Here is a 14670-nt window from a genome sequence, read left to right as displayed (position 1 = left end):
CTCGATATAGATTTTTTTATGAAAATTAAAGGCAACAGCGCTCAGGATATTCAAGATAATATTCGTACACTGATCAATGAAGGGCAGTTAAATGAAGGCGACTTCTTGCCCAGTGTCCGTGAGTTAGCAGAACAACTTGGGCTGAACCGAAATACGGTGGCTGCTGCCTATAAAAGTTTAGTGTCGATGGGCATTGTGGTGTCTAAAGGACGTTTAGGCACACAAGTCAAATCAAAACAATCTTGTCGCAGATCAGAAGGCTTTCAAGCATTAAATGAGGGCACAGTCGATTTGGCTCATGGTAATCCCCACCGAGAATGGTTACCAACTCTAAGTCAAATCAATTTTGGTCATCTGAACAGCAGTTTATATGGTGAAAACATCTATCATGCTGAATTATTAAATATTGCCCAACAACAGGTTTTTGCAGATCTTCCTCAACCATTTTCAATTGAATTTACCTACGGTGCAGTCGATGCGATTGAGCGAATACTCGCTGCCTACCTCGTTCCTTCCGATTTAGTGGCTGTTGAGCAACCAGGATTTATCACCAGTATCTCTGCAATTGAACATCAGCAATTTAAAATGCAACCTTTTACAGTCAGGAGCGATGGTTTTGTTCTTGATACAATTGAACAAGCCTTATATGCAGGCGCGCAAGCATTGATTATTACGCCACGTGCGCAAAATCCAACAGGTTATAGTTTAGATCGCACTCAGGCTGAGAAAATTTCAAAACTATTGCAAAACTATCCACATGTATTGGTGATTGTTGATGACCATTTTTCAGTGCTTTCTCAAACCTGTTACCAACATATCATTCCAACCACAACGAAGCACTGGGCTGTAGTACGTTCAGTATCCAAATACTTATCGCCAGATTTTCGTTTTGCATTTGTTGGTTGTGATGCTGAAACTTCAGATAGATTGCGACGAAAATTGAATGCAGGCTCAACATGGGTCAGTCATATCATCCAAGAAATGGTGTTCCAGTTGTTCAGTGCTGAAAAATTTTCAGTCAACTTAAATCAGGCAAAATCTTATTACCAACAACAGAATCAAAAAATTGTGCAGTATTTACAACAGTTTAATATCCCTTGTGCGATGCATTATGATGGTCTAAATATCTGGCTTGAATTGCCACATGCAGACAAAATCAGCAAGATTTTATCGCAACGAGGTTGGTTGGTACGTTCAGGACGAGATTTTAGCGTCAATCAAGAAATTGAAGGCATAAGAATCAGTACGGCTGATATGACAGAACAACAGATGAAAGACTTTTGCCAACAATTTGAACAGATTTATCAAGTTATTATTAATTTATAAATCAATTAGTTATTTAATAACAATGGATTTAACTTATACTTATTTTAGGAAATTTGTGGGTAATTTTGACGGTACTCAATTTAAATTTTAGGGTATGGCGGGTACTTGTTTCGCGATTGAGCAGTTCTGCTTGAGATCATTTCAATATTAAAGCGAACGGAAGATTTTCAAGATATTGGATGATTTCTACTAAACTGTCTCATAAAATAGCAAATTGTTAAAAAAAATTAAAATAATAATTCATTTTTTAGACAATATATCTTGAAATTATAAAGGTAAACTTATAAAACAGTATAGTCGTATTAAAAAAGGCTGCTGTGATGACTTCTCAATATAAACCTAAACTTAACCCTATTAAAGTCATTAAAGATTGGCAAGGTGAGGATTGGGATGTCTATGAAGAATATAAGACAGAGATCGGTCAAATCATTTACAAAGGTCGGGCGTATAGTACGACCCGTGGCAGTTATGCCTGCATCCTAACACCAGAACTGGCAGATTTTATACGGCAAAACTCCCGTCAAGCTGTGATGAAGCAATTGAATTTTTCAGGCATCAAAGTTTCTCGACTTCGAAAAGAATTGAATATTCAACGGGAAAAAGTGGTATTAAATCATCAATGGGCAATCGAACATAAAGATGAGTTATTGGGGGATGGTTTTGAAGATTTGTATCAACAATATGGTTTAAACAAAGATCAAGTCAGTAGTTATGCTCGCTATTTAAGATGTTATGCAAAAGTCAAAAAACCTCATCCACAACGTATCGAAAATAAGCGTTGGCTTTTGGCAAATCAAGCAATCATTACCAGCTCAACAATGACCATGCAACAGATTGCTGAACAATTGCAAACCACCAAAGAAAAAATTGTGATTGCAAGAAAGCAGTTAAAAAGGCTTGCCAATTTGAAAATGAATATTTGATTAATATGGATGCTTTATTGAGATGTGATAACTCTATCAGTCAGTCATCAAACTATGCGTGAAATCAAAGATATGCATGTTTATTTTAATATCTATATAGAGATGAATTAGACAGGTCTGTCTAGACTTGGATTGTAATTTTTAGTACACTACATCACAATTTAAAATCCAATAATAAACTATGTCTAACAATATTTATGCTGCCTTGGATCAAATAGGACTAAGCTCCCAAAAACGTGCGATCCATGCGTCTTTTTCAAATTCGTTATTAAACGATCAAGTTTTTCTGCAACGTATTAATGGAACACATGAACTGAATAAAGGTGTTCATCTAGAACTTATTTGCCTCTCAACGAATGGAGCAATACCGTTAAAACAGTTTATAGGTGCTCAAGTTGCCATTGATATTGTTAATGATCGGTCTGAGTTAAATCGAATTTCAGGCATTGTGACCAAAGCCGATGTGGGTGTCTCTGATGGCTCTCTTACAATTTATCGTTTAACTGTAGAAGATCCAACTGCTTTATGGAAACAGCGTAGAAATTCTCGGGTATTTATGGCGAAGTCGGCTATTGAGGTAATTCAAACCGTATTTCAGGAATGGGTGCAACGTAGTCCGCTGTTTGCTTCAAGTCTCACTTTAGATCTGAGTGGACTAACTAAAGTCTATGACGTCAGACCATTCATTATGCAGAATAATGAACTGGATGGCGAATTCATTCAAAGACTTCTTTCTGAGGAAGGGATTACAACTTTAATCGATGAAGCACAGCTTAAAGTTTCTAATTCAAGTGAACAAATCCAACCTCAAAAGCTACGTTTAATCGATGATAATTCCCAATATAAAAGTTTAGATCGTAAGAACATCCGTTTTCATCGCAGTTCCGCGACAGAACTCACGGACAGTATTACGACGTTTATCGGACAACGCTCAATCCAACCGACGGCAGTGCATATCCAACGATGGCAAGCAGATGCATTGGAAACAGAAGAGGGTGCAGGCTCAGTTCAAAGTAACCATCAGCACAGTGAAAACTACGACAACACCAGTTTAGGTTTAGAACAAGCTTGGCACTTTAGCCCAGCATGGATACAAGACTTGAATGGTGAAGATGGTGCAACCAAATCAGGCAACAGTCAGATTGAAAAATTCAATGAAAACCTAAGCAACTACTACGACTCACAAGCCAAACGATTTACAGCTACTTCCACTGTTCGAGATGCACATGTTGGTTATTTTTTTGAGCTAGATAAACATCCAACCATATCTCAACTAGAGTCCCATGATAAGCAGTTTCTGATCATATCGAAGCGCTTTTATAATCAGAATAATTTACCGAAAGACTTGACCCACCAAGTTGAAACTTTACTCAAACAAAGTGATTGGCAAACCAGCAATATCATCACAAACAACAGTGAAGAACGCCAAGCCAATGAATTGGTTCTACAACGACGCAATATTAAGATTGTTCCTGAATATAATCCCTTAACTCAAAGACCAACTGCCCATCCAATGCGTGCCAGAGTTGTTGGCTTAAGTGGGGAAGAAATTCATGTTGATGAATGGGGACGGATTAAAGTTCGCTTCCTATTTACTCGCAGTGAAGATCATAGCCATGATGGTGGTGCAGGTTCTAACGACAATGACACAGATTCAGCTTGGGTCGATGTACTCACCCCTTGGGCAGGTGAAGGCTATGGGGCACGGTTCCTACCGAGAGCAGGAGAGGTGGTCGTTATAGATTTCTTTGATGGTAACCTTGATAGACCATTCGTGGTGGGACGTATCCATGAAGGACACCGCCATCCGACTAAGTTTGATGACAAAGGCAAACTACCAGAGACCAAAAAACTTTCAGGCATTAAAAGTAAAGAATATCAGGGTAGTGGCTACAACCAACTGAGATTTGACGATACGACCAATCAGATCAGCAGCCAGTTGCACAGTAGTCATGGCGCGAGTCAACTGAATCTCGGAAAGCTTAGTCATCCAAAAGATAAAGCGGAAAGTGATGATCGTGGTGAAGGCTTTGAACTAAGAACTGATCATTGGGGTGCAGTAAGAGCAGGGCAAGGCTTACTGATTTCGACCTATGCTCAAGATCAAGCCAAAGGTGATCACTTAGAGAGTGAGATTGTCAAAAAGCAACTTGAAAGCAGTCAGACCAACAGCAAAGCTTTAAGTGATATTGCCAAGAACCAAAAGACCGATGAAATTGAGTCGATTGAGCAGCTGAAAGAATTTAAAGAACAGCTTGAACAAAAAATTGCGATATTCAAAAAATCGCTACTTTTATTAAGTTCGCAAGATGGGATCGCTTTGAGCACCGCAGAAGACATTCATATTTCTGCAGATGCTCAAATAAATCAATTTGCAGGAAACAGTATTAATCTAAGTACGCAAAAGAATTGGATTGCACATGCGCAAAACAAACTGAGTTTATTTGCTGCGCAAGGTGGGATTAAAGCGATTGCAGCGCAAAGTAAAGTAGAGATTCAAGCGCAGTCAGATGCTTTAAATGTATTTGCCAAGTTAGGTATTACCATTTCATCGACCGATGATAAAGTTGTGATTAGTAGCCCTAAAGAAGTTGTGATTACAGGTGGTTCATCGCAAATCGCATTGAATAATTCTGGAATTTTCCCCAAAACGGGTGGAAAGTTTGAGGTCAATGCTGGGCAGCATCTGTTTAAACCCGGTGTGCATGTCAATGTTTCACAACAAGCATTGAAATCAAGCAATGCCAAAGGTGTGTTGGAACTATTTAATAATTACATTCATGGTGAAGCGATTAAACAAGGTAAATTTAAAGTAGTAGATGTGCAAGGTAAAGAACATCAAGGTGTTCTTGATGATAAAGGGTTTGCACGCATTTCGGGAATTATTCCTGGTTCTGTGAAAGTTTTTTTTGAGGGGGATCAAAGAGACCCTTGGGCTGAAACTAGTGATTTAAAAAGACAAGCTGAATGGCCAACAGCACAACAATTGCAAGGTTTTAATCCAGATATGATATTTAATTCAATTTCAAAAATGAAAAATACAAGATCAGATGTGTCTAAGGCATTTAGTAATGCTTCAAGTTTGGTAGCTAATCTTCATAAATTAAAAAAATAAGGAATAAAACATGGGTCTATTAGGCATGGTTCCTTCAAAGCCAGGAAACCAAACTCCAGAACAAAAACAAGCAATAATAACATTAGCAAATAGTTTAAAAACACAAGTAGTGGTTGCCCCACTTCAAAGTATTGCACCTCAAGATATTGTATCAAGTCGAAATAGCATCAATGATTGGCTAAAACAAAATATTAGTCCTGATTTTGATTTAAATACTCTTGCTCAAGTTGCAGGCGTTATTCCTGTAGTCGGTAATATTATTGCTCTTGTTGATGTGGTCGAAGGTATTATCAATTTGGTTAACAATCCAAATCCAGCCATACTAGATTGGGTAGATCTTTGTATTAATTTGATTGGTGTTATCCCAGTCCCTCCAGGAATGAATACAGCTCGTATGACCCTAAGGCCGATGGTCATGGCGGCAAGAAATGCAGTATCTACAGGTAAAACAACTTTAGCTTTGGCTGTGGAAAGTGCAATACAAGCTAGTTTAAATGATGTTCTTGCGGGTCAAATACAACCTTTCGTAGATAAAGCGACAGGGCAAATTGATACTTTAATTAATGGCTGTTCGGATTATGCGATGAAAATATCTAATGATTTTTCATCGGGCTTAATCAATATTGCAAATGGTCAGGCTGTTAACCCTATAGCGATTGCAAATGCTCAAAAAGATGCACAGAAAAGTTTTAGCAAGGTGACTACAACTAGTTTAATCCGAGACCCTAAAAATACTTTTGATAATTTGTTTAAAGCACTCACCTTATCTGCCTCAGCGCAAGTAGGACAAGTTGCAAATCAAGTTTTACAAAAAATCTTGGCAAGATTGGGTGCAGCCGGGAAAGCAGCACTTTTAGCAGTTGCAACTAAAATAAAAACATTTGGTGCAAAAGCTGCTCAAGCAATTAAGGCAAAAGCAAAGGTTTATCTATTAAAATTTATTGAAATATTAAAATCAGTATTAAAAAGAAGACCAAAAGGTGGTGCTGTAAAACCAAATACAACAACACAAGTTAAAAGTGTTACACCCGCGTCGCCTTTGGAAAGTAAATCAAAAGTTACAAAACCTAAAAAAGATCCAAATCCATGTAATTGTGGTGGGGCTGTCGCAAGTAAAAAAAGTATTAGTTTCATAACTGGTGTTGAATCTCTCACTCATCTTGATGCTGACATATTTTCAACAAGAGGAATTTTCCAAACTCGAAGCTACGCTTCTAATTTGGAAGGCTATGATAAGAGTGAGTTTGGTGCAAGATGGCTTACACCTTGGACACTGAAAATTTTTGTTGAAGATGACAAATTTTTATTTGTCGATGAGACAGGGCGAATTATTCATCTTCCTAAACTCGCTGAAAATACAACTTATTTATCAGTTGCTGAAAATTTGTATATTACCAATCTTGGTAATAATTTGGTCATTGAGTATAAAAATAAGGAACAATATTTATTTGAAAAATATAAAGATCACTACATTCTGAAAGCAATTGTAAAATCTGATCAAAGCACCATACTTATTGGGCATGAAGAAGGTATATTACATAAGATCGAGTTTTTTTATGATAAAAAACTGGACTGTTATATTGAATGCATAAAAAATTCAAATCAAAAAATTGAAAAGCTGATTCTAAACAAAGATGGTAAGTGCTTGGATATAGCAAGTTATTTTTATGATCAGCAAGGTGATTTAATACAGGCAACCACTCGGGATCATGCGAATTATCACTATTCTTATCATAAACACTTACTTACCCGTTATACGGACTTAACAAATCGAGCAATAAATCTAGAATGGGATGGTGAAACATATGAAGCCAGAGCATTTCATGAATGGGCAGACGACGGTAGCCAAGAATTATCTTTAGTATGGCTAGATGATAAGCGTTGTACCTTAGTGATTGATGGCGAAGGTAACGTAACTCAGTATCATTATGATATTGAAGGTTATAATTATCGTATTGTTTACCCTGATGAACTAGAAGAATGGTTTATCCGTGATAGTAATTCAAAAATCACTCAGCACTTTACAACGACTGGCGAAGTCTATATTTATCGGTATAACGATCAAGGGGATTTATTAGAATCTATCAATCCCGATGGCAGTTCAGTCGAATATAAATATGAAAATGGTAATCCAGTAGAAATTAAAAATGCTGAAGGGGCTATCTGGAAAAATGAATATGATGACAAAGATCAATTAACTAAAGAGATTGATCCGTTACAGCGTGAAACGTCATACTGTTATAATGCTCAAGGATTACCGACCAGTATTATTGATGCTAAAGGTGGCTCGAAATCATTTAAATATGATGCACAGGGTAATTTACTCAGTTATCAGGATTGTTCAGGCAAAGAAACCAAATGGGGATATGATGAGCGTGGTCGGGTTAAGTTTGCCGAGAATGCATTAAAACAAAAAGTTGAATACTTTTATACTGGATCAGACACTGAACAAAGAATGGTCATTATTAAAGGCGTTCCATTAAATGCTTTAGGACAACTTGAAAAAATCAAACATGCTGATGGCACTGAAGAACATTTTGTACATGATGCCGAAGGGCGGTTACTTGCGCACCTTGATCCAAATCAACAACAAACCCGATACGAGTATGATGAGTCGGGTCTAATCACTGTGCGAACAGATGCATTAGGTCATAAGCTTAAGTACAAATGGGATCAGCTTGGTCGCCTGCAAAGGTTAATTAATGAAAATGGTGCAAGTTACCAGTTCTTCTATGACGTCATGGGGCGTTTGCTGAAAGAAATTGATTTCGATGGAAAAGAAACAGTCTATAGATACGATGACAGAACTAAACAACTGACAACCAGTATCGAAGTTGCATCTGCTTATGGTCAGGATTTAAAAGACCGTGTTGCACAGAAAGACCGTATACAGCAATTTGTATTTGACAGTATGGGACGACTTGAACAGCGTACTGCAGGTTATGGCTACGACTCTCATGAAGTTGAACAGCAACAAATAGAAGAGTTTGCCTATGACAGCAATGGGCAACTTGTCTTAGCAAGAAATGCAGACAGTGCTGCACACTGGTTCTATGATGCGGTTGGTAATCAAATCCGTGAACATCATCAGGATTTAAAAACCAATAAAACAGCCGTGTGGAAACATACTTACGATGAGCTGAATGTGCGGATTCAGACGATTCGACCTGATGGGCAAAATATCGACTGGCTCACTTATGGCAGTGGTCATGTTCAAAGCCTGATCTTAAATGGTGAAGATGTTGTTAGCTTTGAGCGTGATGATTTACACAGAGAAACCACACGGCACTATGCCAATGGAATTAGCCAAGAACAGAAATATGATGATATCGGACGCTTAACACAGCAAAGGATTGTCAATGGTCATGAATTTGGTTATCAATCTCCTACCCAACAGCAAAATAATGCAATCAATAAAACCCAGCAACTGATTCAGCGTTTATATCAGTACGATAAAACAGGACAGCTTACAGGTATTCAAGATACACGTCGCGGGAATATTAACTACAAATATGACCCTGTCGGACGTTTATTGGATGCAACGAGCAAATTAGGCAAGGAAACATTCCGTTTTGACCCTGCCAACAATATTATCGACCCTTATAATATGGCTTCTGATAAGTCATCTAAGCAAAATACAGAAGAAGGACATTATGGCTATAACCGTCTGGTCAATAACGTTGTTAAAGAATATTTAGAACAACAGTATCAGTATGATGAGTTTGGGCAGCTCATTCGTCAAAAGACTGCTCAGGGTGATTTACATCTTGAATGGGATGTATTTGGTCGTTTGATTAAAAGCCGTAATTCTGAATATACGGCAGAGTATCGTTATGATGCCTTAGGTCGACGTATTCAAAAACGTAGTAAGCATCATCATACAGGCGCTGAACAAAATGTGATTTATGGATGGGATGGTGACTCAGTTGCTTTTGAATCCACTGAAGATTACACCAAACATTATATTTATGAAAAAGGCAGTTTTATTCCTTTAGTTCAAGCGGTTTATTTGGGTAAGGTAGAAGTACATCAGAGTGTAGATTGGAATGATAAACCTTATAGCATTTATCGTGATCCATTGTGGAAAACAACGAAGAAAAGCAAAGGCTTTAATGATGTCTGGTATTATCACTGTGACCACTTAGGTACACCACAGGAAATGAGTGACCACACAGGTTCGATCATTTGGAAAGCGCAATATAAGGCATGGGGTGAGCTCGTGTCAGCAAAGCAACGCTTTGCACGAGCGCAAGACGAGAGCTATGCTCGAAGTGGTAAGTCTGAAAAAGCCAAGTCGAATTTCTTTGAAAACAGTGAAATTATTTCAAACAATATTCGCTTCCAAGGTCAATATTTTGATGAAGAAACAGGGCTCCATTATAACCGTTATCGTTATTACTCGCCTTATGTGGGGCGGTTTGTAAGTAAAGATCCAATTAGGCTTGATGGAGGCAATAACTTATATCAATATGCTCCTAATAGTATATTTTGGATTGATCCTTCAGGTCTACAGCGACAGCAACAAAAGCAAGAAGTATGTGAATTACCTGAAATGGTTGATGTTTATCACTATACTGACAAAAAAGGATACAATGCTATTTCTTCACAATCTCCTTATATTTTTAAATCTTCTGCACCAGATAAAGGTCATCCAAAAGGAGTTTATGTAACTACGATGTCACCTGAACAACTTTTGCATAAACCTGGTGGCTTTAAAAGCTATTTAGGTCTAACTAGTGATAAATCGGAATATTATTTTAAATTTAAGATAGAGAAATGTAAGCTGAAAAAAATTAAGGGTGGACGAAGTTCACATGTAAACTATATAGATCATGATTTAATAGTTCCACGTACTAGTGTTATTTCACATGGGAAAACTGATAAATAAGGGGGCATAATGCAGATTACAGGTTATGATTACGTAATTATATCTAATGTTTCACCAAATATTGCTGTTATTGAGTTTAATCATAGAATTAAATCAATGTGGAACAATGTTCAAACTCATTATATGGAAGAGTTAAATGATGAGAATTGTTTTATTACATATATCAAAAATAATGAAATGGAAGTTTTTTTTGATGAACATGCTTACTCAATAACAAGAGAAGGGGATGGTCCATTTTCACTGATTTCAAATAGTTATGAAAATATTTCTATGGACGTGAATACTAGAAAAATTTCTTTAGATACTGATGATTTAGAATTTGATAATGATGAATATAATTCTTACAAGATATTATTAAAGAATTCATTTCAGTATACATTAGTTTTACCTGAATCTTTAGAAAATGATTTTTGTCGCAGTATTTTTGAAGTTTTGGAAAGTATTTTAACTAAATAGACAGATTGGATACTTAATAGAAAAGGTAGTGATGATTACTATTAACATGCAAAAAACAAGCAAGCTATCCACCAAAAGGAAAAACTGTTGCACCTTTCTTCAGATTAAAGAATACTGATTCTGATACAAAAGCAATAAAAGGTGGAGGTACTTTTGCTACTGGTGATTTAATGCCTATAGAGTTGAGGTTCTAATATGTATTTTGTTTATAGTGGGACAAATCCTTTTGAAAATTCTAATTTAACTTTGAAGTCAAGTATTGATGATTTTATTTATGAATCCATATTTGTTAATCATATTAATCTAAAAAAATATCCTTCTATTAAAAGAGAATTTTTTTTAGATAAAAATGATGATTATGAAACAATTACATTTTTCAACAATGAAATGAATGTTATCTTAGAAAATTTAAATAATTATTTAAAAGAATTTAGTGAGGATGAATTTTTTGAAGAGAAAAAAATACTTAAAGATTTAATATTTATTATGGGGGATACAAAAAAAAATAATGAAAATTTGTATATTATTTATTAAAAATTAAAGGAAAAGACTTTGATGTTTAGGAGATAATCCTTTGGTAGATTCAGGTTTTAAATGAAGTTTCCTCACCAAATTAGTTCTGAATGGCTTTGTTGCACAAAGATTTAAAAGTTAATATTTACCCAAGTCACTCAAATTTAAGGCATAACTTGAGTATGAGGGCGACCTAATTCTGTGAATTTATTCAAGACTGCTACGCGTGCATGAATCTCATTCACCTGACTAGGGAAACTCTGATCCTAGACACTATCGTGGACAGTACTTCCCTCTAAATTCTTAAAATATTTCTGCTCAAAAGCTTCAGGGCTTAACCAACCATTTGCAGAATGCCTTCTGATTCGATTGTAGTAAACTTCAATATATTCAAACAAGACCGAATTTGCCTCTTTTCTTGTAGAAAATACACTGTCATGTACCACATGCCCTTTCAATGTATGGAAAAAACTTTCTGTTACTGCGTTATCCCAACAATTTCCCCTACGTGACATACTTTGTATTGCCTTATTTGTCAGTAATACAGCTCTGAAATCGCGACTGCAATATTGACTGCCTTGATCCGAATGAATCATCAAGCCTGTTGGATAACCCTGACGTGCAAGTGCATAGTTAAACGCATCACATACCAATTGACGATCTATTCGTGTACTTGTCTGCCAACCGACGATACGTCGGCTAAATAGATCTAGTATCACGCATAAATATAACCAGCCTTCCTTCGTTCGAATATACGTAATATCAGTCGTCCAGACCTTATTTGGCTCAGTTACAGTGAACTGTTGATCTAACAAATTTGGTGCTGTTGGCAAACGATGATTTGAATCAGTCGTATGCCTATATTTACGGGCAATTTTACTGTGTAATCCTGGTTTTTTAAGCATTCGACCTATTGTGCGCACACTCATGCTGTAACCTAGGTCATGCATATCATGAACGAGGGATGGTGCACCTAAACGAGCGTGGTGCTGCCAATACACCGCTTGTAAATCATCATACTGCTTTGCTATACGTACCTGACGTTTTCTCCATGCATAGAACCCCGAAGTACTGACACCTAATTGTTTGCACAGTACAGTGACTTTAACCTTTTCCATTGCAAAGTCTTTGATTACCGTGTACTTCTCTTGCCTTGATCGGTGAGGAAATACACATGCACTTTTTTTAGTATGTCATTTGCCTCTTTGAGTTGTTTGACTTCTTTTTCTAGATCTAATATTCGCTGTTGCTCAGGTGTTAACTGACGTTTGCTTGATCCTTCTGGATTAGCAGTACGAATCCATTTATCAAGTGTCGAGTAACCAACACCAAGCTTTACCGCAATTGATGCTAATGATTCATGTGAGTTCGCAAGTGCATAATCAATTGCTTGCTGTTTAAATTCTGGACTAAAGCGTTTAGCCATGTGTACATCTCCAAAGTTAACGTTACATTATCTTCAGAGGGACAGTGTGTCCATTACTTTGGCTAGGATCAGGGTATTAATGGTGTACTTCAAAAGATGTCAAAACTCGCGGGAGGACGGGATGTAAATGTTATGATATTTGATAGTCTAGAAAGTGCCAAAGCTAAAGCGGAAGGTACAAGAATTCCAGCAAACTGTATGTAAGGTGTAAAATGAAAAAGAGTTTTTTTTAGCATATACGACAAACTTAAACCCAATTGATTTAGTTCGAATTTTTGAAAAAAAATTTGATATTTCTTTTATTGAACATAGCAGCGATTATTTGGGAAATTATTACTCTTATGAGGGATTATTTTGTGATAATTTTAAAATATTGCAAAATAAGTTACCTGATGGTGACTTGCAAATAAATGACGGTGGAATAGAAACTATTTTGAAATTGGGCTTTTTTAATGGAAAAAATAAAGAAAAACAAAGTAAGTATGAATTTATGAAAAAACAATTAGCGAGTTTAGATAATTTAAATTTACATTCATTTGATATTTTTGAAGAGGAGTAAAGGCAATAATACGATAAGAGACCATGTGAAAGGAACATAAATGAAGACTTGGGATCAAGTAATAGAAGGTGCAGTTGAATTTATATCTTTTTTGGAAAAAGGTAATTTTTATAATACTAAGTTTAGTACTGAAAAAGATTACAAGATTATTTTTGATGCTAATTTAGGGATAGATTATGCGACTAATGATAGTTTTGATGATTTTGATGATTTTGATGATTTTGATGATTTTGATGATTTTGATGATTTTGATGAATGGGAAACTGTGACTGATACCCCCGATATTTTTCCAGAAAGCTTTGAATGGAGCGATCGGATTAAATATAAACTAAAACAAAAAAATTATTTTGGATTTGAAAATCAAGACTTTAACGGAGCTAAAGAAAAATGGATAACGGGTGAAGCTTGTCTGATAGTAGAGTTAATGTATAGAGATATAGGTATAATATTTCAATGTTATGCAAATGACTATTTTCCTACAATCTGGAAAGAAATTTTAGAAGTATATTTAAATGGTGGTTTTTCTTGTGGATGGGATGGCCATCTACCTGAAGGGAAAATTGTAGTTTTTTCTAATCAATAAAATTTAAAATCAGTTAAGTTATTTCAAACTATACAAAGCTCAATGATAGCTTCATTGAGCTTATTTTTATTTTAATGATTCATATAACGTACGCCAAAATTTGCTATCGAAAACTACTAAGCAAAGCAAAGGTTTCGATGACGTAAGATTCTACCACTGTGACCATTTGGGTACACCACAAGAAATGACAGACCACACAGGTTCGATCATTTGGAAAGCGCAATATAAGGCTTGGGGTGAGTGTAAGGCTGAAAAAGCCAAGTCGAATTTCTTTGAAAACAGTGAAATTATTTCAAACAATATTCGCTTCCAAGGTGCATGAGCAAAGACAGAGCATTGCTCTGTCTGAAGCGCAAGGATCAAGAAACGGGTTTACACTATAACCGTTATCGTTATTACTTACCTTATGTAGGGAGGTTTGTTAGTAAAGATCCAGTGGGTTTATTTGGTGGTCTTAATTTTTATAAATACACACATAACCCTATAGATTGGGTTGACCCTCTAGGATTGAAACAAAGAAGTTTAGATGAAATAAAAGCAGATAGGCGACGTAGAGAAAATTCTAAATCAGGAGTGTATTTAAAACATATACAAGCAAAAATGTAAAGATACTGCAATAAAATATTCTAGTTATGGAAAAACTGTTCAATACTGGGGAATAGTTTAGGTTGTAGTGCGACAACACCACAAGTTACAGCTTTCAGAAATAAAATTGAAAAAGAAGGCTTATCACAAGGCATAGAATATGAGAATGATGGTAAAGGTTCACATTATTATATTTATGATGCCGGAAGAATAATTGGCTACAATGAAGGAAAACCAAAACAATATATGCGTATTGAAGCTTCTTCAAGTACTAACGATTTTCATGGGCATCCAAT

General features: G+C 36.1%; 9 protein-coding genes and 2 pseudogenes. 9 read left to right on the top strand and 2 right to left on the bottom strand.

Annotated elements, in window-relative coordinates; genetic code table 11:
• Positions 1–18 precede the first annotated feature (18 nt).
• The 6 genes from F938_RS15595 (at position 19) to F938_RS15570 (ending at position 11242) form a co-directional block, all read left to right on the top strand.
• A complete protein-coding gene (locus tag F938_RS15595; RefSeq protein ID WP_005033251.1) occupies positions 19–1326 on the top strand; it encodes an aminotransferase class I/II-fold pyridoxal phosphate-dependent enzyme in 1308 nt (435 codons plus the stop codon).
• A gap of 320 nt (positions 1327–1646) precedes the next feature.
• Entirely contained in the window at positions 1647–2249 is a 603-nt protein-coding gene (locus F938_RS15590) for a hypothetical protein (RefSeq protein ID WP_005033250.1), read from the top strand.
• Between the two features lie 181 nt (positions 2250–2430).
• The gene (locus tag F938_RS15585; protein WP_005033249.1) at positions 2431–5364 is read left to right on the top strand and encodes a type VI secretion system Vgr family protein; all 2934 of its coding nucleotides are present in this window, start codon (positions 2431–2433) and stop codon (positions 5362–5364) included.
• 10 nt (positions 5365–5374) lie between these two features.
• Positions 5375–10252 carry an RHS repeat-associated core domain-containing protein gene (locus F938_RS15580; RefSeq protein WP_005033247.1) on the top strand — a complete coding sequence of 1626 codons (4878 nt, stop codon included), beginning with the start codon at positions 5375–5377 and terminating at the stop codon, positions 10250–10252.
• A 9-nt stretch (positions 10253–10261) separates the two neighbouring features.
• Positions 10262–10708, top strand: a complete 447-nt coding sequence (locus F938_RS15575; RefSeq protein ID WP_005033246.1) for a hypothetical protein — start codon at positions 10262–10264, stop codon at positions 10706–10708.
• A gap of 195 nt (positions 10709–10903) precedes the next feature.
• The gene (locus tag F938_RS15570) at positions 10904–11242 is read left to right on the top strand and encodes a hypothetical protein (RefSeq protein WP_005033244.1); all 339 of its coding nucleotides are present in this window, start codon (positions 10904–10906) and stop codon (positions 11240–11242) included.
• Positions 11243–11385: 143 nt separating this feature from the next.
• Here the strand turns inward: F938_RS15570 and F938_RS24255 are convergent.
• Positions 11386–11484, bottom strand: a pseudogene (locus tag F938_RS24255) (IS5/IS1182 family transposase); the annotation flags it as partial.
• Positions 11485–11487: 3 nt separating this feature from the next.
• Positions 11488–12647 (bottom strand): IS3-like element ISAbe12 family transposase gene (locus F938_RS15565; protein ID WP_100250477.1). Its coding sequence is split into 2 segments (ribosomal slippage): positions 11488–12410 and positions 12410–12647, totalling 1161 coding nucleotides; the frame shifts between segments, so codons are not numbered across the junction.
• A gap of 322 nt (positions 12648–12969) precedes the next feature.
• Between F938_RS15565 and F938_RS24250 the strand changes: the two genes are divergently transcribed.
• From F938_RS24250 to F938_RS15545, 3 genes and pseudogenes are all read left to right on the top strand, one after another.
• The gene (locus F938_RS24250; RefSeq protein ID WP_005033238.1) at positions 12970–13206 is read left to right on the top strand and encodes a hypothetical protein; all 237 of its coding nucleotides are present in this window, start codon (positions 12970–12972) and stop codon (positions 13204–13206) included.
• 40 nt (positions 13207–13246) lie between these two features.
• The gene (locus F938_RS15550; RefSeq protein WP_005033236.1) at positions 13247–13789 is read left to right on the top strand and encodes a hypothetical protein; all 543 of its coding nucleotides are present in this window, start codon (positions 13247–13249) and stop codon (positions 13787–13789) included.
• Between the two features lie 82 nt (positions 13790–13871).
• A pseudogene (locus tag F938_RS15545) lies at positions 13872–14332 on the top strand (RHS repeat domain-containing protein); the annotation flags it as partial.
• Positions 14333–14670 lie beyond the last annotated feature (338 nt).

This window comes from Acinetobacter bereziniae LMG 1003 = CIP 70.12 (assembly GCF_000368925.1).
Lineage (GTDB): Bacteria > Pseudomonadota > Gammaproteobacteria > Pseudomonadales > Moraxellaceae > Acinetobacter > Acinetobacter bereziniae.
This window is presented reverse-complemented; position numbering and strand designations above follow the sequence as displayed.